Source organism: Jiangella alba (assembly GCF_900106035.1).
Classification (GTDB): Bacteria; Actinomycetota; Actinomycetes; order Jiangellales; family Jiangellaceae; genus Jiangella; species Jiangella alba.
The window spans coordinates 2213027-2231575 of the sequence record NZ_FNUC01000004.1 but is presented as its reverse complement, the minus strand read 5'-3'; the positions used below and the strand labels follow the sequence as shown (position 1 = coordinate 2231575).

Annotated in this window: 15 protein-coding genes and 1 pseudogene; 7 read left to right on the top strand and 9 right to left on the bottom strand. The window is 72.6% G+C overall.

Features of this window, described 5'->3' with window-relative positions; translation table 11 throughout:
* The first annotated feature begins 2 nt into the window (after positions 1 to 2).
* Entirely contained in the window at positions 3 to 1670 is a 1668-nt protein-coding gene (locus tag BLV02_RS28340) for a lipopolysaccharide biosynthesis protein (protein ID WP_083288830.1), read from the top strand.
* Positions 1561 to 2421: a glycosyltransferase family 2 protein gene (locus tag BLV02_RS37800; RefSeq protein ID WP_245737816.1), complete on the top strand. Its 861-nt coding sequence runs from the start codon at positions 1561 to 1563 to the stop codon at positions 2419 to 2421. The genes BLV02_RS28340 and BLV02_RS37800 overlap by 110 nt, the downstream gene beginning before the upstream one ends.
* On the opposite strand, the gene BLV02_RS28330 is transcribed toward BLV02_RS37800, so the two are convergent.
* Complete coding sequence (locus tag BLV02_RS28330; RefSeq protein ID WP_074946748.1) at positions 2386 to 3321, bottom strand: glycosyltransferase family 2 protein; 936 nt, start codon at positions 3319 to 3321, stop codon at positions 2386 to 2388. The genes BLV02_RS37800 and BLV02_RS28330 overlap by 36 nt on opposite strands.
* Before the next feature lie 582 nt (positions 3322 to 3903).
* On the opposite strand from BLV02_RS28330, the gene BLV02_RS28325 reads away from it, so the two are divergent.
* The 3 genes and pseudogenes from BLV02_RS28325 to BLV02_RS38105 form a co-directional block, all read left to right on the top strand.
* Entirely contained in the window at positions 3904 to 5076 is a 1173-nt protein-coding gene (locus tag BLV02_RS28325; RefSeq protein ID WP_069112582.1) for a polysaccharide lyase domain-containing protein, read from the top strand.
* 17 nt (positions 5077 to 5093) lie between these two features.
* The gene (locus BLV02_RS28320; protein WP_069112581.1) at positions 5094 to 6971 is read left to right on the top strand and encodes an asparagine synthase-related protein; all 1878 of its coding nucleotides are present in this window, start codon (positions 5094 to 5096) and stop codon (positions 6969 to 6971) included.
* Positions 6972 to 7004: 33 nt separating this feature from the next.
* Positions 7005 to 7289: pseudogene (locus BLV02_RS38105) on the top strand (hypothetical protein); the annotation flags it as partial.
* Between the two features lie 567 nt (positions 7290 to 7856).
* Here BLV02_RS38105 and BLV02_RS28305 read toward each other — a convergent pair.
* The 4 genes from BLV02_RS28305 to BLV02_RS28290 are packed head-to-tail and all read right to left on the bottom strand — an operon-like array spanning position 7857 to position 12215.
* A complete protein-coding gene (locus BLV02_RS28305) occupies positions 7857 to 8837 on the bottom strand; it encodes a glycosyltransferase family 2 protein (RefSeq protein WP_069112579.1) in 981 nt (326 codons plus the stop codon).
* On the bottom strand, positions 8837 to 9682 hold the full coding sequence (locus tag BLV02_RS28300; protein ID WP_069112578.1) for a glycosyltransferase family 2 protein: 846 nt from the start codon (positions 9680 to 9682) through the stop codon (positions 8837 to 8839). Before BLV02_RS28300 ends, BLV02_RS28305 begins: the two co-directional genes overlap by 1 nt.
* The gene (locus BLV02_RS28295) at positions 9682 to 10929 is read right to left on the bottom strand and encodes a Coenzyme F420 hydrogenase/dehydrogenase, beta subunit C-terminal domain (RefSeq protein ID WP_069112577.1); all 1248 of its coding nucleotides are present in this window, start codon (positions 10927 to 10929) and stop codon (positions 9682 to 9684) included. The genes BLV02_RS28300 and BLV02_RS28295 overlap by 1 nt, the downstream gene beginning before the upstream one ends.
* Complete coding sequence (locus BLV02_RS28290) at positions 10926 to 12215, bottom strand: polysaccharide pyruvyl transferase family protein (protein ID WP_069112576.1); 1290 nt, start codon at positions 12213 to 12215, stop codon at positions 10926 to 10928. The genes BLV02_RS28295 and BLV02_RS28290 overlap by 4 nt, the downstream gene beginning before the upstream one ends.
* A 171-nt stretch (positions 12216 to 12386) precedes the next feature.
* Between BLV02_RS28290 and BLV02_RS38100 the strand changes: the two genes are divergently transcribed.
* Together BLV02_RS38100 and BLV02_RS28280 are read left to right on the top strand one after the other, a co-directional pair.
* Positions 12387 to 13382, top strand: coding sequence for a YveK family protein (locus tag BLV02_RS38100; protein ID WP_069112575.1), 996 nt, complete (start codon positions 12387 to 12389; stop codon positions 13380 to 13382).
* Positions 13379 to 14887, top strand: a complete 1509-nt coding sequence (locus tag BLV02_RS28280; RefSeq protein ID WP_069112574.1) for an O-antigen ligase family protein — start codon at positions 13379 to 13381, stop codon at positions 14885 to 14887. The genes BLV02_RS38100 and BLV02_RS28280 overlap by 4 nt, the downstream gene beginning before the upstream one ends.
* Here BLV02_RS28280 and BLV02_RS28275 read toward each other — a convergent pair.
* The 4 genes from BLV02_RS28275 to BLV02_RS28260 are packed head-to-tail and all read right to left on the bottom strand — an operon-like array spanning position 14856 to position 18541.
* Positions 14856 to 15494 carry a PIG-L deacetylase family protein gene (locus BLV02_RS28275; protein ID WP_069112671.1) on the bottom strand — a complete coding sequence of 213 codons (639 nt, stop codon included), beginning with the start codon at positions 15492 to 15494 and terminating at the stop codon, positions 14856 to 14858. The two genes, BLV02_RS28280 and BLV02_RS28275, sit on opposite strands and share 32 nt — an antisense overlap.
* On the bottom strand, positions 15494 to 16276 hold the full coding sequence (locus BLV02_RS28270) for a sugar phosphate nucleotidyltransferase (protein ID WP_069112573.1): 783 nt from the start codon (positions 16274 to 16276) through the stop codon (positions 15494 to 15496). The genes BLV02_RS28275 and BLV02_RS28270 overlap by 1 nt, the downstream gene beginning before the upstream one ends.
* A 4-nt stretch (positions 16277 to 16280) precedes the next feature.
* Positions 16281 to 17522, bottom strand: a complete 1242-nt coding sequence (locus tag BLV02_RS28265; RefSeq protein ID WP_069112572.1) for a class I SAM-dependent methyltransferase — start codon at positions 17520 to 17522, stop codon at positions 16281 to 16283.
* Positions 17519 to 18541, bottom strand: a complete 1023-nt coding sequence (locus tag BLV02_RS28260) for an NAD-dependent epimerase/dehydratase family protein (RefSeq protein WP_216094324.1) — start codon at positions 18539 to 18541, stop codon at positions 17519 to 17521. Before BLV02_RS28260 ends, BLV02_RS28265 begins: the two co-directional genes overlap by 4 nt.
* Between the last annotated feature and the right edge of the window lie 8 nt (positions 18542 to 18549).

The following is an 18549-nucleotide window of genomic DNA, read 5'->3' as shown; positions in this document are numbered from 1 at the left end:
CCATGTCCACTGGTACCGCCGATCCCGGCCTGGAACGCTCCGCAACGAGCGGAAGCAAGGTCGGCCACGGGCTGAAGTGGACGATGGGCGGCGAGTGGCTGGGCTACCTGCTCCAGATCGGCACCATCGCGATCCTCGCCCGGCAGCTCACGCCGGAGATCTTCGGTGTGATGGCGATGGCGCTGACGCTTACGGTCATCGTCGACCAGCTGCGCGGCCTCGGCCTGAGCCAGGCGGTCATCCAGCGCGAGGACCTCACCTGGGTGCAGGTCAACGCGCTGTTCTGGATCAACGCCGCGTTCGGGCTGCTGCTCGCCGGTATCGTCGCCGCGACCGGGCCGGTGCTGGCGGCGTTCTACGACGAGCCGCAACTGGTCGAGATCTGCCTGGTGCTCGGCGTGAGCTACGCGTTCGCCGGTGTCGCCATGCAGCACGGCGCGCTGCTCAACCGGCACATGCGGTTCAAGTCGCTGGCCACCCGGAACATGGTCGCCCGGACGGTCTCCAGCGTCGTCGCGATCGCCGCGGCCGCCGCCGGCCTCGGGATCTGGGCGCTGGTCCTGCAACAGGTGCTGCTGGTCGTGCTGGCCGCGGCGTTCGTCTGGCTGGCGGTGGACTGGCGCCCGGGACGGCCGCGCGAGCTGCGGGCGGCCCTGCACCTGGTGCGGTTCGGCAGCCTGGTGACGCTGTCGAACCTGCTCCACTCGGTCTCGCGGCAGGCCGACAACATCATCATCGGCCGGGTCCTCGGCGCCGGTGCGCTCGGCCTCTACACCCGGGCGTACGCACTGCTGACGCTGCCGTTGCGGCAGATCAAGAACCCGATCAGCGCGGTGATGGTGCCGACGCTGTCGGCCCTGCAGGGCGAGCCGGAGCGATACCGGCGGGCGTACGGCCGGGCGATCAACGGCCTCGCGCACGCCGGCATGCCCGCCGTCGTCATCCTGGCGGTCGCCGCGCCGGAGGTCATCGAGGTGTTCCTGGGCGGCCAGTGGACGCAGGCGGCGACGATCTTCCAGCTGCTGGCGCTGACCAGCCTGATCCAGCTGATCTCGACCACCGCCGGCTGGCTGTTCGTGACGTTCGGCCGGGGCGGCGCGGCGGCCGTCTGGGCCGCAGTCAACGCCGCCGGGACCATCACCGCGTTCCTCATCGGCGTCCAGTGGGGCGTCGAGGGCGTCGCCGCGGCCTACACCATCAGCCAGATCGTGCTGACCGGGCCGGCGTTCGCCGTCGCCTGCCGGGACACCCCGGTGCGTCCCGTCGACGCGCTGGTCGCGGTGCTCCGTCCGCTGGCGGTGTCGGCGGCCGTGCTCGCGGCGGCCGTCGCCATGCGCGCCGTCCTGCCGGAGTCGTGGCCCGCCCTGGCCGGGCTGATCCTCATCACGGTCGCGGCCGTGCTCGCGTGGCTGGCGATGCTGGTCGCCTGGGCGCGGGCCCGCGACGAGGTCGTCGACCTCTACCAGACCATCCGCGGCAGAAAGGTGCGCCATGACCGGCAGCCCCCGCGTCACCGTCGGACTTCCCGTCTACAACGGCGAACGCCACCTCGCGCAGACCCTGGAGTCGATCCTGGCGCAGGACTTCCGCGACCTCGAGCTGATCGTGTCGGACAACGCGTCCACGGATCGTACCGGGCAGATCGTCGCCGAGTTCGCGCGTCGCGATGAGCGGATCCGCTACGTCCGCAGCGAGACTAACGTCGGCGCGGCCGCCAACTACAACCGGCCGGTCGAGCTGGCCCGCGGCGCGTACTTCAAGTGGGCCGCCGACGACGACCTGATCGCACCCACCTACCTGTCGTCCTGCGTCGCCGTTCTCGACGCCGACCCGGGCGTCGTCCTCGCCTACGGCGGCACCCGGCTGATCGACGAGGCCGGCGACCCCATCGGCGACCACCGCGACGGCATGCACCTGCCGTTCCCGGAGCCGTGGCGGCGCATGCGCGCCTTCGCCGCGCACCGCTGGCTGTGCAACCCGTGCTTCGGGGTGATCCGCACCGACGTGCTCCGCGACGCCACCACGCTGATCGCGCCGTCCGACTCCTCCGACGTCACGTTCCTCGCCCAGGTCGCGCTGGCCGGACGCGTGCACGAGGTGCCCGACCGGCTGTTCTTCCGCCGCGTCACCCGCGACAGCCGCGGGCTCGGCGAGCAGAGCGACGGCCAGGCCGCGCAGTGGTTCGGCTCGGCCGCGCCGCGCAAGTCCGGCGTCGCGCCGATGGCCCGGGTGTTCGTCGACATCGAACGGTGGATCCTGCGCAGCGACCTCCCGTTGCCGGACAAGGCCAGAACGGTCGCCGCATTCACCTACGCCTGGCTCAAACGGCAGGCGGGAATCACGCTCTGGCGATGGCGACGCCGGCTGCGCGGCGGCAGAACGCGATCATTCGTCGACGGAATCGCGCAGAGCAAGAACTGAATCGGCGCGCCGATTCTCGGCGGCCATTCTCGACGCGATCCAGGCCGACACATAACGGTGGTGGAACTCGCCGACGATCAATGCCGCTTTCGCCCGTGCGGTCGGGAGTTCGCGACTTCGCGCTGCGCGCCGGAATGCGCCGAGTGGCGGAATCCACGCCCGCGCCGGCGGCCGGCCCGGCGGTTGGGCGCGTCCTTCCAGACGGTCGCGCTCGGCCCGGCCGGACATCACCCGCACCAGCTTCGCGCGCACCTGCCCGAAGCTGCTGCGGGCCGGGTGCGCGACGACGGCCTCCGGCACGTAACGGGTGCGAAAGCCCAGGCGGTTGACCCGCTGGCTCCACTCGATGTCGGCGCCGGACATCAGGTCGTCGAGGAACGGGCCGGCGGCGTCGACGACCTCGCGCGTCGTGACCAGGTTCGCCGTCACGCAGGCGCCGCCGCGGCTCACGTAGGTGCGTTGCGGGAAGGCGTGCAGCAGCTCGTACGCCTCGACCGGGTGCGGCCGCCGGGCGTCACGTGCATAGACACGGACCCGCCCCGCGACGATGCCGGTGCCTGGCGTCAATGCGGCGACCGCCGCGGACACCCAGCCGGGATCGGGCCGGCAGTCGGCGTCGGTGAACGCGAGGACGGCGCCGGTGGCCACGCGCAGCGCGGCGTTGCGTGCGGTGTACGACCCGCCGCGCGGCTCGCGGACCAGCCGTGTCGGCACCGGCCCGGACGGTTCGAGCGCCGCGGCGACGTCGGTGCGGCTGCCGTTGTCGGCGACGACGACGTCGATCAGCTCGGCCGGGTAGTCCTGCCGTTGCAGGGCGGCGAGACAGTCGCGCAGCCGGGGGTCGTCGCGCACCGGGACGATCACCGTCACCGCCGGCAGCCGCGGTTGTTCATCGCTCATGCCATCCCCCCGGGTCCGCCGCGCCCCCCGCGCCGGACATCGCCTTCCAAGTGTGCCATCCAGAGGCCCGATTCCCTACTCGGAAAGGCCTTCTGCTCGGCATCGACTACGTGTAGCGTGACTGCACAGGGGGGAGGTCCGGTGGCCGTTGAATTCGACGCGCATCCGCATTCCGTCGGTGCGTCATTCACACCCGGCCGGCCAGTTGGCCGTCGCGGTATCCGCACCGTCGCAGCGCGTCGCAGACGACTCGGCGACATGAGTTCCACCTCACATTCGGCCCGGGTTTTGTGAAGATCTTGGACAACTGGCCCGCCTCGCGACGGACCATGATCAGTGCTGCCCGTAAAGTCCGAAATGTTGTCATCTCCCCTGGTCGGGTCGCCGCCTCGGCCCGCGCCACACCACGCGATCATGACCGTCCAGCGCGCTCGCCCGAACCGAGTGGTCCGGACCATTCTCAGACCTTTCTGCAGGTCACAGGCTTGCGTGAGGTTAGACGGCATGTTTGATTGGGCACGGTCACGACCAGGTCACGGGCACTGACCCCGGGGCGTTGTCTATCAGCAGGGATTTGATTTCATGCCGAAGTACGCTCGCTCGCCAGCGCGGAGGACGCGACGGAAGATCGTCGTCGCCACCACCCTCGTCGCCACGGTTCTCGTCGGCGGAGCGCTGGCATCGAACGCACTGCAGTCCGACGGCGGCTCGCCGACGGCGATCGCCGACGACACCGTGAGTTCGGCTCGATTCGCCGGCAAGTCCGAAGAATCGCCGTCCAAGGACAGGCCGCACCGCGGCCACAAGTGGGGCTGGCACAAGGAGCGCCCCACCCCCACACCCACCCCCACGCCGACCCCCGAGGAGACGGCGACCTCCGAGCCCGAGCCCGAGCCCGAGCCCACCGAGACCGAAGAGCCGGAAGAGACCCAGCCTCCCGAGACGGAGGAGCCGTCGACGCCGGAGCCTGACGGCCCGTTCCCGACCGCGGACACCACGGGACCGCGCACGTCCGACCTGAAGCCGAGCAAGGGCATCACGACGTCCGAGGACGGCCAGGTCATCGAGGGCCTCGAGGTCTCCTCGGGGATCAAGGTCGTCAACGACGACGTCACCATCCGCGACGTGCGGCTGGTGTTCGACGCCAAGTACGGCCTGCACATCGCGAAGAAGAACGACGGCAGCTGCCCGACCAACGTCGTCATCGAGTACGTCGAGGTGACGGGGACGTCGCAGCTGGACGACGAGAGCATCGCCGTCTACTCGCCGTGCCCGTACACGCTGCGCAACTCCAGCGTGCACGACGTCGGCAGCGCGGTGCGCATCACCAACGGCGCCGTGATCACCGGCAACTACATCCACGCCAACCACTACATCCCCAACTCGGGCGCACACCGGTCGGCCATCGGCCTCAACGGCGGCGGTGACCACACCATCACCGGCAACAACGTCGACTGCGAGGGTCCCGGCTGCTCCGGCGCGCTGGTGATGTACGGCGACTTCTCGCCGGTCGAGAACGTGCTCATCGAGGGCAACCTCCTGAACACGACCGGGTCGTACTGCACCTACGGCGGATCGGTCGACTCCAAGAAGTACCCGAACGCGAGCAACGTGAGCTACATCGACAACCAGTTCGGCCGCAAGTACAGCTCCGACTGCGGCAAGTACGGTCCGGTGACCGCCTGGGACGGCGGGAACGGAAACGAGTGGAGCGGTAACGTCTGGGCTGACACCGGGAAACCGGTCGGAGGCTGACCTAGAACGGGGGGCCCTTGTCGCACGAGCTGCTGGTGGTGGCCGGCGCTGGGCGAGGCGGTGCGGCCGCCGCGCGCAGCAGTGCCGTCCAGCGGGCCGCCGCCTTGCTGCCGGGCGCACAAGGGCACGACCGTACCGAGACCGCGACCGCCGCCGCCGCGCTGGTGACCTGTTCACCGGCCGGCGGCGGCGCCGGCTCGGTGGGCCGGACCGGCGACACCCTGCAGGTGGCCGTCGGCGTCCCCGAGGTCACGGCCGGACCGGCGGCCGGCATCGGGCTGGACCGCACGGCCGGCGCCGAGCGCCGGCACGTGGTGGTCACCGCCGGCGCCGACGGCACGGTCGAGGTCCGCAACGACGGCGTCGGCATGATCCCGGTCTTCTGGGCGCTGGCCGACGACCAGCTGCTCGTCTCGACCCACCTGGCGTCGCTGGTGTCGCTCGGCGCCCCTCCCGACGTCGACGAGCTGGGCCTGCTCGAGTACCTGACCATGCTGCACCCGATCGGCGAGCGCACCGTGCTGGCGGCGGCGCGCATCCTGCCGCCGGGAGCCACGCTGACCTGGCGGCCCGGCGCCCCCGCCGAGGTGACGTCGACGCCGATCTTCCTGCCGTCCAGCACCCGGCTCACCGACGACGAGGCCGTGGCCGAGTTCCGGGAGCTGTGGCCGTCCGTCATCGCCGGCATCCTCGACCGCCACCCGGCCGCCGACACCGCGGTGAGTCTCAGCGGCGGGCTCGACAGCCGGGCCGTCGCCGCCGCCGTCAGCGACCTCGGCGCCGAGCTGACGACGTTCACCTACGGCTCCCAGCGCAACCGCGAGACGCGCACCGCCGCCCAGGTGGCCGACCGCGTGCGGCTGCCGCACCTGACGCTGCCGGTGACCGACGACCGCCTGCTCGCCGACGCCGTCGCCGAGACCACGCGCCTCGACGGCGCCCACACCCCCGCGGAGCTGTACGACACCTGGTTCCTCGACGCGATCCGGGCGCAGGCCGGCACCGTCATCAACGGCCACGCGGGCGGTCCGCTCTGGGGCGACGAGAAGGCGCACGGGCTGACCGGCCGGGCGGAGATCGCGCGGGCGGTCTGGGGCCGGTACGCGGGGGCGGTGCCGCACCTCCAGCCGTTCCTGGCCGACGCCGGGCTGGCCGCGGGCATGGCCACGGCCGTCCAGGAGAGCATCCTGGACTCCCTGCAGCCCTGGGACTTCGCCCAGCGTTCGGACATGATCACGTTCTGGCAGGTGGCCAACCGGCAGACCCGCTGGGGCAACATGATGGTCAACGCCATGCGGCGCGGCGGCGTGTACGTCGAGACACCGTTCCTGGACGGCCGGTTCCTGGAGTACCTGACCCGGCTGCGGCCGGAGCACCGCCGGAACGGGCGCCTCTACCTGCGCATCCACCGCGAGGCCGTCACGCGCACCGCGGACATCCCGCGCAGCGACGACGGCAATCCGCCGGCCGCCCTGACGCACCTCTTCTGGACCGGCGACGAGTCGTTCCCCCGGCAGTGGCTGCGGATGACCGCCGAGCACCCGGTCTCCGGCCTGCGCCGCGGCGGGCGGCGCGCCACGGGGCGGCTCGCCGCGATCGCGCGCGCCCGGACCGGCGTCTCCTACTTCGCCGACGTCCTGGACGAGAAGGCGGCGGTGTTCCCCGCCGAGCTGCTGCTGCGCACCAGGCCCGTCTACGCGGACCGGCTGGCGGGCATGCTGCGCGCGGGCGCCGAGGCCGGCGGACCCTTGAAGGGCGACGCGCTCGCCGCCGCGGCCGACGCCGTCGTCGCGGGCCGCCCACATGCCCCGCCGCTGCTGCTCGCGCGGGTCGCCACCGCCGCCCTGTGGGCGGCCGACTTCACCCGGCGGCACCGCGCCGCCGGCACGCCGTAAGTTGAGGTCAACTGGCAACCTTGGCTCAGAGGGGTGGTCGGCCAACGATGGCGACCACTCAACCGGGACGGCACGCGGCATGCCAGCCTGGACGGTCTCGCGCGCTTCCTGCTGCGAGCGGAATCGGTCGCGTCATCGCGGATCGAAGGACTGCATGCCGGGCCGCGCGGGCTCATCGAGGCCGAAGCCGCCCTGGCTCGAGGCGGCGACACACCCGAACAGGTCGAGGATCTCCTGCACGACCTCGTCGGCTACGCGTCCGGCGACGACCATTCGCCGCTGGTCCAGGCCGCACTCGCACACGCCCAGTTCGAGACCATCCACCCGTTCGGCGACGGGAACGGGCGGGTTGGGCGGGCGCTCATCCACGTCGTGCTGCGTCGCCGCGGCCTCGCACCCCTCTTCGTCCCGCCGATCAGCCTCGTCCTGGCCACGTGGTCGAAGGATTACGTCTCGGGCCTGACCTCGTTCCGCCACGTGGGAGAGGCGAACAGCTCCGCACGTTCGGAGGCCGCTGCCACCTGGCTGCGGATGTTCGCCGTGGCCACCCGCCGTGCCTGCGCCGACGCGCAGGGGTACGCGACGAGGATCGACGACCTGGTGCGGCAGTGGCGAGCGGACCTCGGCCGGGTCCGAGCCGGTTCGGCCCTCGACCTCCTTCTCACCGTGCTTCCCGGGGTTCCGCTGGTCACCGTCGACTCCGCCGCCGCGCTGACAAGCGGTCGGCCGTCGCGGCAGGTGCCGCCGTCAACCGGCTCGTCGAGGCCGGGGTGCTGGTCCAGCGCAACATCGGGAGACAGCGCCATCGTGTCTTCGAGGCGCCGGCCGTCCTCTCCCTCTTCACCTCCCTGGAACGAGCGCTCGCCAGCCCTACGGGCGACACGATCACGGCCGGATCGGTGCGCCCGGTCCCCCGTTCCGGCCGGTGACCGGCGGCGAGACCCGGCCGCGCAGCAGGGCGGCCAGCGCGGCCCGGCTGGTGCGCCGTCCCAGCGCGGCGCGGACCGCCTCGTTGAACACGACGACGCCCCAGTAGACGGCGGAGCGCAACGGCCCGTGCCGCTTGCGGTACAGCTTGGTGCGGTTCACCGCCACGAGGCTCCACAGCCACGGCGAGCGCTCCATGTCGCCGCCGGGGTGCGCGGCGACGGCGTCGCGGACGTAGCCGAGGCGGAAGCCGGCGTCGCGGGCGCGCAGGGCGTAGTCGGTCTCCTCGGAGTAGAGGAAGAACTCCTCCGACCACGGCCCGACGGCGTCGAGCACCCGGCGGGACAGGAACATCGCCGCGCCGGTGGCCCAGTCGGCGGTGGCGCCGTCGACGTACCGGGACGGGTCGCGGATCTGGTCGCCGAGCAGCGGGAAGCGGGCCGCGCGGTGGCCGCCGAGCACGGCCTCGCCGACCGCCCGCGCGATGGTCGGCTCGCGGCGCAGCGAGAACTTCAGCCGCCCGGACGCGTCGACGATGCGGGGGACGGCGATGCCCACCGCGGGGTCGGCCTCGACGGCGTCGAGCAGGCGGCGCACCGCACCCGGCTGCAGGACGGCGTCCGGGTTCAGCACCAGGACGCCGCGCCGCGCGGGCACGTGCCCGATGCCGAGGTTGAGGCCCGCGCCGTAGCCGAGGTTCGCGCCCGCCTTCACCGCGACGGCCCAGGGCGCGAGCTCGACCACCCGCTCGACGGTGCCGTCGGCGGAGTCGTTGTCGACCACCACCACCTGCGCCGACCCGAGGCCGTCGAGCGCCGCCGGCAGCGCCCGCAGGAACCGCTCGACGATCGCGGCGCTGCTGTACGTGACCGTGACCAGGACGACGTCCGCCGCCGACGCGCCGTCGTCGACGGCCGCCGGGGCCGGCACCGGCGGCATCACCACGTCGCCGGCTTCCCGACCAGCCGCTGCACCCGGTTGCGGACCGCCTTGGCCCGGCGCCGCCAGCCGCGGTAGGCGTTCGGGTTCAGCGACGCCGTCTGCAGGACGTAGGCGCTCTGCCGCAGCTGGGCGAGCCAGTCGTCGACCGTCCGGACGCCGTTGGCCTGCGCCGAGAGCGGCATCCGCGCGGCCAGCTCGGCGTCGGTGCGCACCAGCGTGTGCGGCGAGCGCGGGTCGTCCATGTGGTCCTCGGGGACGAACGGGAAGTAGTAGCCGTTGACGCCGCCGGCGCGGGCCACCCGCAGGCAGTACCCGGTGAACGACTCGGTCTCGCCGAGCACGCCGAGCCGCTCGACGTACGAGCGTGGCATCAGGTAGCCGCTGCCCTGGACCCACAGGTTGCGCATCAGCTGGTGGCCGTCGCGGAACGTCTGGATCTTGCGCCGGGCCAGCTCGGGCCGGAAGTCCTCGTCGGGGTGCCGCCAGCTGCCGATGACGCCGAAGTCGGGGTTGGCGTCGTGTGCGGCGGTGAAGGTGTCCAGCCAGCCGGGCTCGACCAGGCAGTCGTCGTCGACCTTGGACACGAACCGCGCCTCGGACTCGGTCCACAGCCAGGACGTCGGCGGGCGCAGCCGGACATTCTCGCGGCTGTGGTGGTAGCGGTACACGCGGGGGTCGTCGCGGTAGGGCCGCAGCGCCTCGATGGTGGCTTCGTCGTCGCCGTTGTGCCACAGCCAGACGCGGTCGTCCGGGCCGCAGGTCTCGAGCAGCCGCGGCAGGCTGAGGTGCAGGTAGCCGGCGCTGCGGTAGGTGATCATGACGATGTCGGCGCGGTGCCCCATCACGCCACCTCCCGCATCGGGCGCGGCTCGGGCTCGCGCAGCCGCTTGGCCTTGATCCGGCGCAGCGTTCCGGCCGTCGACCGGAGCTTGTCGCGCCAGCCCAGCGCCAGCCAGAGCCGGAACGACGGCAGGCCGGCGTAGTCGGGTGCGGGCAGCCCGGCCAGCCGCATCGTCCGCACCCGGGCCCAGACGGCGCCGCGGGTCGCGGCGAGGTTCGGCTGCGACTGCGGCAGCCGCTCCAGCGGGATCGGCCCGCCCTCGACGGCGCCGTCGCGCAGCGCCGCCTCCAGCGCGGCCCGGCCGGCCTCGGTGCGGACCACCACCAGCGACCGCCCCGGCTCGCCGTCGCGCACCGTGCGGTACCAGGGGTCGCCGACGGCGAGGTCGGCGAACTCGCTGGTGTGGTCCGGGCAGATCATGCAGCGCCACTGCCGGTGCTTCTGCAGCGTCTCGCCCCACGACTCCTCGTAGCTGAACGACGGCGTCCGGCCGTCGCCGGTGCGCAGCCGGAACCGGCCCGGCCAGCCCTCGCCGCGGTAGTCCAGCTTCGTGACGTCGCCCGGGTCGACGCCGAGCCGCCGGACCACCTCCTCGGTGCCCTGGGTCGTCGGTGTGCCGGCGCAGAAGATGCCGATGGTCAGCCCGACCTTCGCGCCCAGCGACGGCCGCAGCCGCGCCGCCTGCCGGGTGGCGGCGATGTCACACGGCTTGCCGACGACGACGCTGCGCCCGTCGGCCTCCTCGACGAGGTCCAGCCGCTCCCCCGGACTGGCCGGCGAGTACCGCGACCCGGCCGCGGCGACGATGTCGGCGTACGTGCGGTTGCGGACGGTCTCGTTCTCCAGCGGCGCGTCCGCGCGGGCCTGCACCTGCAGGACGCCGGTGGCCGCGCCGGACGTGACGGCGTGCGCGGCGAGCGCGCTGATCACGCCGCCGGACGAGCCCCGGTGCCGGACCTCGGGATCGGTGGCCCAGCACTCGTAGAGCGCCAGGACCGGGCCCCAGCTGCCGCCCAGCGGAGCGCCGTCCAGCGCGCCGGCCCCGTGTTCCAGCCGGGCGCCCGGGCAGGCCGCGAGCGCCGCGCCGGCCACGCGGCCGTTGACGCTAGCGATCGGCAGCGGCCGCCGCCCGGCGCCGGGCACGTCGGCCATCCGCAGCGCGTCGGGCTCGAGGAACGCGCAGGTGCCGCAGCCGCTGCACAGGTGCGCGTCGACGACTTCCTGGATCGAGCCGGGCCTGGTGGTCACGCGATCGCTCCCCGCCGGTCGGCGTCGTGCCGCCAGCCGAGCACGTCCTGGACGATGTCCGCGAGCTGCCCGCGGGCGCGGTCGACGACGCCGGGCACGGTCTCGGCCAGCAGGTCGCGGCTGGTGGAGCGGGCGTGGAACGAGGCCGCCATGGCCTCGACCGCGGCCGGTCCGGCGAGCTCGCGCGCGTCGGCGACCTGGGCGCCCATGCCGCAGGTCTCGAAGACGCCCAACGTCTTGAGGCTGTAGGCGTAGCCGAAGGCCGGCACCCGCGACGACAGCGCGCCGATGGTGGCGTGCATGCGGCTGCCGGCGAACCAGTCGCACTGCGCGATGCACCACTTCAGCTCGGCCGCGTCCAGCTCGGGCGGCACGACGGTGGCGCGCTCGCGCTCGGCCGGCGTCAGCTCCCCCAGCACCTGCTCGATGGCGGCGATGTCGCTCTCGCCCTGGCCGCCGGGCACCTGCACGTGCGGCACCAGCAGCATCCGGGCGCCGGCCGCGATCAGGGTGCGGACCAGCTCCGTCATCGTCGCGACGTAGTCGCCGGCCAGCCCGAACCGCTCCCGCCCGGCGGCGTCGCGCAGCAGCCCGCTGACGTTGACGCCCGCGACGACCTCGTCCGCGGCCCAGGCCACGACGACGTCGGCGACGTGCGCCGCCGGCCGGCGCGGGCGCAGCGCGAACGCGACGTCGACGCCGTCGCGCAGCCGGGAGGTGTCGGCGCCGGGACCGGCCAGCTCGAGCAGCCGCTGGTAGCTGTGCGGGTCACGCGCGTAGGCCAGCGACGCCGAGCGGATCAGCCGCTGCGCCAGCACCTGCCCTTCGGGGGTGTCGAACGGGCCGTACGTCTGCGGCAGCAGCACCAGTGGCCGGCCGGCCCGCACGGCGGCCAGCTTCGGCGCGGCGACCGAGTGCAGCCGGACCGGTCCGTACAGGTCGGTGAAGCTGTCGCCGCCGCTGATGTCGGCGACGGCGTCGGCCCGGGCGATGCGCGTGGCCACCGGGTTGCCCCGTCCGCCGAAGGCCTGCGCGACCCGGATGCGGGCCCAGCTCTCCGGCCGGTGCCAGCGCCGCGACGTGCGGACGCCGGCGAACTCGACCGTCGTGGACGGGTACCGTCCCGACGTGTCCGGGCGCACGCCCCAGCCGTCGTCGAACGCGGTGACCTGGCCGCCCGGCGCGACCGCGTCGATGACATCGAGTACCGAACGCCCCAGCGCTTCGACGCCTCTGTTGCCGTTGCCGATCGACGCGCCGGCAAGACAGAGTCGTATTCCCTCCACGTGGCCCCCCCACAGTGCAAGACACTGCAAGTATGTCCGACATCGTCGATTGGCGCGACTGTTCCGCTTTGCCGCGCTGGTGATCCACGCCTACCATGGAGCAAGCCTCGTGACGAGGCAGCACGTGCTGGGGGGCAATACGTGGACGTCTGGCGAATCACTCTTGCGGCCTTGCGCCGCTGGTATGTCCTGCTGCCCCTGCTCGCGCTGACCGGCCTCGGCGCCGTCAGCGCCGGTAACAGCGTGGCACCCGAGTACCAGGCCACCGCCACCATCATGTACGTGGCCGGGCCCGGCGAGACCGAGCTGCCCAACCCGTACGGCGACCTCAGCGGCGCCAACGAGGTCGCGACCATCGTGCTGAACAGCGTCGAGACGCGCACCGCGCTCGCCGCCGCCGGTCACGGCGGCGCCTACGAGGTCACACCACAGTCGCGCAGCTCCATCGCGTACCTCTCCATCCGCTCCGGTGACCCCGAGGACGCGGTCGCCACCGGCACCGCGCTCATCGACGTCGCCGCGGCTGAGCTGGTCAGCCGCCAGGAGGCGGCCGGCATCCCGCCGACGGCGCAGGTGGGCCTGCAGGTGCTCGAGCCGCCCACGGTCATCGCCGCCGTCCAGGAGGGCAAGCTGCGGGTCCAGGCCGTCGTCGGCGTCCTCGGCGCCGGGGTCTCCCTGCTCGTCGCGGTCCTGTTCGACGACATCATCGGGCTCTGGAAGCGGGCCCGGGCCCGCGGTCTCGGCGGTGAGCGGAAGCGGGCCCGCGGCGAGAAGCGCCGCGAGTCCGCGGCCGACGCCGAAGCCGAGACCGCCGGCACCGGCCCGGCCGAGCCCGACGCCGAAACCGAGGCCGCACCGCCGGCCGAACTGCCCCGCCGCAAGGCCGAGCCGGCCACCACGAACGGGGCCCCGCCCGACGACGACCACGGCGGCCTCGGCACGGCCAGCCCGAGCATCAACAGCGCCCTGATCAACACCAACGAATGGGTCTGGCCGGGCGATCACAGCCTCGAAGAGGCCATCGAGCACGAGCAGCGCGAGCGGCCGCAGCGCAATCCGTTCTTCGATCCCGAGTTCACCAAGCGCCAGCTGCGCAAGAGCAAGCGCGAGCAGGACGCCGGTACCGACGCCGAGCCCGCAGAGCCCGAGACCTCGCGGAAGCGATGAGCGGCACCGGGGCCGTCGTCGCCCCACGTTCCGGCCGCCGGAAGCGGGACTCCCGGGAGCCGGTGCTGCTGCGCCATCCCCGCAACCTCGACGTCGTCCGGCACGACTGGCAGCCGGTGCTGCTGCGCCGCCGCCGGCCCGACACCGTCGTCCTGCTCATCGCGTTCCTCGCCGCCCAGTTCCTCATCCCGGCGCGCATGGTCATCGGCGGCATGGGCGCCGTCGGCCGGCCGTCGGTGGCGCTCGGCCTGCTGCTGGTGTTCCTCTGGCTGATGTCGGTGTTCCGCAACGGCCAGCTGCCCAGCGGCTCGCAGCCGATCCGCTGGGTCGTCGGCATCTGGGTGGCGGTCGAGCTGGTCGGCTACGCCGTGGGCTACGACCGCGGGCTGCCCGTCATCGAGGCCAGCGCCGCGGACCGGTGGATCATCTTCGTCCTGGCGACGGCCGGCATCGCGCTGGCGACCGCCGACGGCATCGCCACCCGCAAGCAGCTCGACACCGTGCTCAAGGCGCTGGTCGGCTTCACCGCCGTGATGGCGGCCATCGGCGCGCTGCAGTTCCTGCGCATCGTCGACCTCGTCCAGTACATCAAGCTGCCCGGGCTGTCGCTGAACTCCGACCTCATCGGCATCGGCGCGCGCGGCGGCCCGGAGTTCGCTCGCGTGGCGTCGACGGCCAACCACTACATCGAGTTCGGTGTGGTGCTGGCGCTCGTGCTGCCGATCGCCCTGCACTACGCCATGTTCGCCCGGCCCGGGTCGCAGCGCCGCTGGCTCTGGGTGGCGGTCGGGCTGATCGCCGCCGGCATCCCGTTCGCCATCTCCCGCTCGGCGACACTCGCGGTGATCATGGGGATGGTGCTGATGGCCACGGTGTGGCCGTGGCGGCAGCGCTACAACGCCCTCATCCTCGGCGTCGTGGCCACGGCCGCGTTCCACGTGCTGCAGCCGGGCGTGCTGGGGACCATCCGGGCGCTGTTCACCAACGCCGAGGACGACCCCAGCGTCCAGGACCGCATCGCCCGCACCGACTACGTCGTGAACCTCTGGGAGCTGCGGCCCTGGTTCGGCCGCGGCGCCGGCACCGTCATCCCGTCGGAGTACATCCTGCTGGACAACCAGCTCTACATGACGCTGCTGGCCGGCGGCGTCCTGGGCGTCACGGGCCTGACGATCTTCTTCCTGGCGCCCTACTTCGTCGGCCGCAGCCTGCGGCTGCGCGGCGCCGACCAGGAGACCCGCCACCTCGCCCAGGCCCTGGCCGTCGCCATGCCCGTCGGCCTCATGGTCAGCGCCACGTTCGACTCGTTCTCCTTCGCCACGTTCGTGGGCGTGATCGCCATCGTCATGGGAGCCATTGGGGCCCTGTGGCGGCTGGACCATCAATCGCCGCACGAACGGGTGCTGCAGGTCGCCGCGCCCGGCGACAAGTACGTCGCGACGCCGTTGATGGCGTTCTGGCGCCGCAACGACGTCAGAAGGTCAGCGTCGCCTTCGCCACGGTAAACGCCTCGGCGTAGCGGCTGCGGCACTCCATGCCGCGCAGCCGGAGCAGGCCGAGGAACAGTTCCTCGTCCCACCAGTCGCGGCCGGCCTGGGACGGGAAGCTGTCGTCGAGCAGGTCGACCTTGCGGCGGGCCACCTCGGCCGACAGCGGCACGTAGTGGTTGACCGGGCCGAGGTCGCCGTCCCACTTGGGGATCTCGTAGCCGAGCACCAGCGCGTCGCGCCAGACGGTGGGGACCAGCTCGGCGATCAGCCGGTGGTCCTGGTGCGCGTCGTCGCGGCGCGGCGCGAAGACGACGTCCGGGCGGCGCAGCGTGCGCGCGGCGTCCTCCAGGGTGTCCTTGACGTCGTCCCAGGCGGCCGGGAGCCGGCCGTCGCGCAGCCCGGCGACGCGGACGTCGACCGCGGCGCCCGGCAGGAACCGCTCGGTCGCCTTCAGCGCCTCGTCGCGCCGCTCGCCCGCGCCGGTGAGGACGAGGGCGGTGGCCCGCACGTCACGAGCGGTGGCCAGGGTCAGCAGGGTGCCGCCGCAGCCGATCTCGATGTCGTCCGGGTGCGCGCCGAGGCACAGCACCTCCAGCTCGCCGGGCGGCAGCGTCAGCGGCATCACGGCGCGGTCCGCCAGAGCTCCCAGGGCGCCGAACCCCGCTTGTGCAGCTCCTCCAGCATCGTCCGCTCCTTGAGGGTGTCCATCGGCGCCCAGAAGCCGTCGTACGGGACGGCCAGCATCCGCCCGTCCTTGGCGGCCCGGGCGCACCCGTGCATCACGAGGTCGTCGCCGGGCTCGAGGTAGTCGAAGATGCTCTGGCGCAGCACGAAGAAGCCGCCGTTGATGCGCACGTCCATGTCCTCGGCCGGCAGGAACCCGACGATCTTGGAGTCGGCGTCGACGTCGACCACGTGGAACGAGTGGTGCGGCCGGACTGTGAGCATGCTGCCGACGTCGTCGGTGGCGAGGAAGCGGTCGACGATGCGGTCCATCGGGGCGTCGGTGAGCACGTCGCCGTAGTTGGCGAGGAACACCTCGTCGCCGTCGAGGTGGTGGCGCACCCGGCGCAGCCGCTCGCCGATCTCGGAGTCCATGCCGGTGTCGGCGAACGTGATGCGCCAGTCGCTGATGTCCGAGCTCAGCAGCTCGACCCGGTTGCCGCCGTCGCTGAGCACGAAGTCGTTGGACGCGGTCTCGCGGTAGTCGAGGAAGTAGTCCTTCACCGACTGCGCGCCGTAGCCGAGGCACAGGATGAACTCGGTGTGGCCGAAGTGCGCGTAGTAGCGCATGACGTGCCAGAGAACCGGCCGGTCGCCGACGGTCATCATCGGCTTCGGCGCGGAGTCCTGGCCGCTGCGCATGCGCATGCCGTACCCGCCGCAGAACAGCACGACCTTCATGTCGTCACCTCCCGGGGTGGACGATCTCCAGGGACGGCAACGGGACCACCAGCTGCCCGCCCCACTCACCCACGTACTCCAGCTGCGCGGCGATCTCGGTGCGCAGGTTCCACGGCAGGATCAGCACGTAGTCGGGCTTCTCCTCGGCCAGCCGCTCGACCGGGTGCACCGGGATGTGCGTGCCGGGCAGGAACTTCCCGTGCTTGAACGGGTTGCGATCGACGGTGAACGCGAGTAGGTCCGACCGGATGCCGCAGTGGTTGAGCAGCGTGTTGCCCTTGCCGGGCGCGCCGTACCCGGCCACCTTCGCGCCCTTGCGGGAGCACTCGACGAGGAACTCGACGAGATCGTTGCGGACGTCGGCGACGACCTCGCTGAAGCCGGCGTGGCCCTCCAGCGTGTGCAGCCCGGCCGCGGCCTCGTCGGCGAGCACCTTCGCGACGGCGGCACTGGGCGCGCCCGCGTTCTCGGCCGGCGTCGACCACGTGCGCAGCGAGCCGCCGTGCGTCGGCAGCTCGTCGACGTCGACGACGGTGAGGCCGGCGGCCGCCAGCACCCGCTGCGTCGTCAGCAGCGACAGGTACGAGTAGTGCTCGTGGTAGATGGTGTCGTACTCGCGGCCCTCGACCAGCCGGAGCAGGTGCGGGATCTCGATGCTGACGTAGCCGTCGTCGGCCACCAGCGCCCGCAGCCCCTTGGCGAAGTCGACGATGTCGGGCACGTGCGCGAACACGTTGTTGGCGACGACGAGGTCGGCCCGGCCGTTGGCCGCCGCCACCTCGGCGCCGGTGGTCTCGCCGAGGAAGCGCACCTCGGTCGGGATGCCCTTGTCGAGCGCCGCCTGCGCCACGTTCGCCGCCGGCTCGATGCCCAGGCAGCGGACGCCGCGGGCGACCACGTGCTGCAGCAGGTAGCCGTCGTTGCTGGCCACCTCGACGACGAAGGAGCCGGCATGCAGGCCGAGGCGGTCGGCCGCGCCGTCGACGAACGCCTTGGCGTGCGCCACCCACGAGTCGCTGTAGGAGGAGAAGTACGCGTAGTGCGTGAAGATCTCCTCGGCCGGGATGTAGGCCGGCAACTGCACCAGCAGGCACTGCGGGCAGATGCGCACGTGCAGCGGGTAGAACGTCTCGCCGCGGTCGAGCTGGCCGGCCTCGAGGATCGCCTCGCACGGCGGCGACATGCCGAGGTCGACGAACGTGTGCGTGAGCTCGGCGCCGCAGAGCCGGCAGGCCGGGGCGCTCATCGGGCCACCTGCTCGACCCGCAGGCGCAGTTCGGCGTCCAGCCGGCCGGCGTCGATCAGCTCGCGGACCCGGGCCAGCCGCACGTACCGGGCGCCCTCGAAGTCGTCGGCGGTGATGCCGATGCGGCCGAAGTCGGCGGACAGCTCGCGGATGCCGTCGGGCACCGTCCACCGCGGCGCGAAGGCCGGCAGCAGCTCGTGGATCTTGGAGAAGTCGACGCGGTAGTCGCGCTGGTCCGGGCCGGCGTTCCGGGCGAACGTCACCGGCACGCCGACGATGTCGGAGACCTGCTCGGCGATGTCGCGGATCTGCATGACGTCCTCGTCGCGGCCGACGTTGAACGCCTGGTCGTGAACGACCTCGCGCGGCGCCTCGAGCGCGGCGAGGAAGGCCCGCGAGATGTCCTCGATGTGCACCAGCGGCCGCCACGGGGTGCCGTCGCTCTGCAGCCGCACCTCGCCGCGGGTGTGCGCGGTGCCGGTGAGGTTGTTGACGACGATGTCGGCACGCAGCCGCGGCGACGAGCCGTACGCCGTGGCGTTGCGCAGGTACGTCGGGCTGAAGTCGTCGCCGGCCAGCTCGGACAGCTGCGCCTCGGCGACGATCTTGCTCTCGCCGTACGGCGTGACGGGGTTGAACGGCGCGTCCTCGGCCACCGGCGCGCTGCCGGCGGCGCCGTACAGCGAGCAGGACGACGAGAACAGGAACCGCGTGACGCCGGCCTGCTTGGCGGTGCGGGCCAGGTACACCGGCGCGGAGGCGTTGACCGCCAGCGTCGCGTCCGGGTTCAGGTGCCCGATCGGGTCGTTCGAGATGGCCGCCAGGTGGATGATCGCGTCGAAGCCGGCGAGGTCGTCGACGGTGACGTCGCGGACGTCACCGGACCTCGACTCGCCCGGCGCGAACGCGCCGAAGTCGCAGCCGTCGTACCAGCCGGCGTCGAGCCCCACGACGTCGTGACCATGGCGGCGGAAGAAGGGAACCAGGACGGCGCCGATGTAGCCACGGTCGCCCGTCACGAGCACAC

Bases quoted from the DNA above. Each gene is read 5' to 3' on its own strand.
- BLV02_RS28340 (WP_083288830.1), top strand. From the start codon at position 3: ATGTCCACTGGTACCGCCGATCCCGGCCTGGAACGCTCCGCAACGAGC.
- BLV02_RS28330 (WP_074946748.1), bottom strand. From the start codon at position 3,321: ATGAGCGATGAACAACCGCGGCTGCCGGCGGTGACGGTGATCGTCCCG.
- BLV02_RS28325 (WP_069112582.1), top strand. From the start codon at position 3,904: ATGCCGAAGTACGCTCGCTCGCCAGCGCGGAGGACGCGACGGAAGATC.
- BLV02_RS28305 (WP_069112579.1), bottom strand. From the start codon at position 8,837: ATGCCGCCGGTGCCGGCCCCGGCGGCCGTCGACGACGGCGCGTCGGCG.
- BLV02_RS28300 (WP_069112578.1), bottom strand. From the start codon at position 9,682: ATGGGGCACCGCGCCGACATCGTCATGATCACCTACCGCAGCGCCGGC.
- BLV02_RS28280 (WP_069112574.1), top strand. From the start codon at position 13,379: ATGAGCGGCACCGGGGCCGTCGTCGCCCCACGTTCCGGCCGCCGGAAG.
- BLV02_RS28275 (WP_069112671.1), bottom strand. From the start codon at position 15,494: ATGCCGCTGACGCTGCCGCCCGGCGAGCTGGAGGTGCTGTGCCTCGGC.
- BLV02_RS28270 (WP_069112573.1), bottom strand. From the start codon at position 16,276: ATGAAGGTCGTGCTGTTCTGCGGCGGGTACGGCATGCGCATGCGCAGC.
- BLV02_RS28265 (WP_069112572.1), bottom strand. From the start codon at position 17,522: ATGAGCGCCCCGGCCTGCCGGCTCTGCGGCGCCGAGCTCACGCACACG.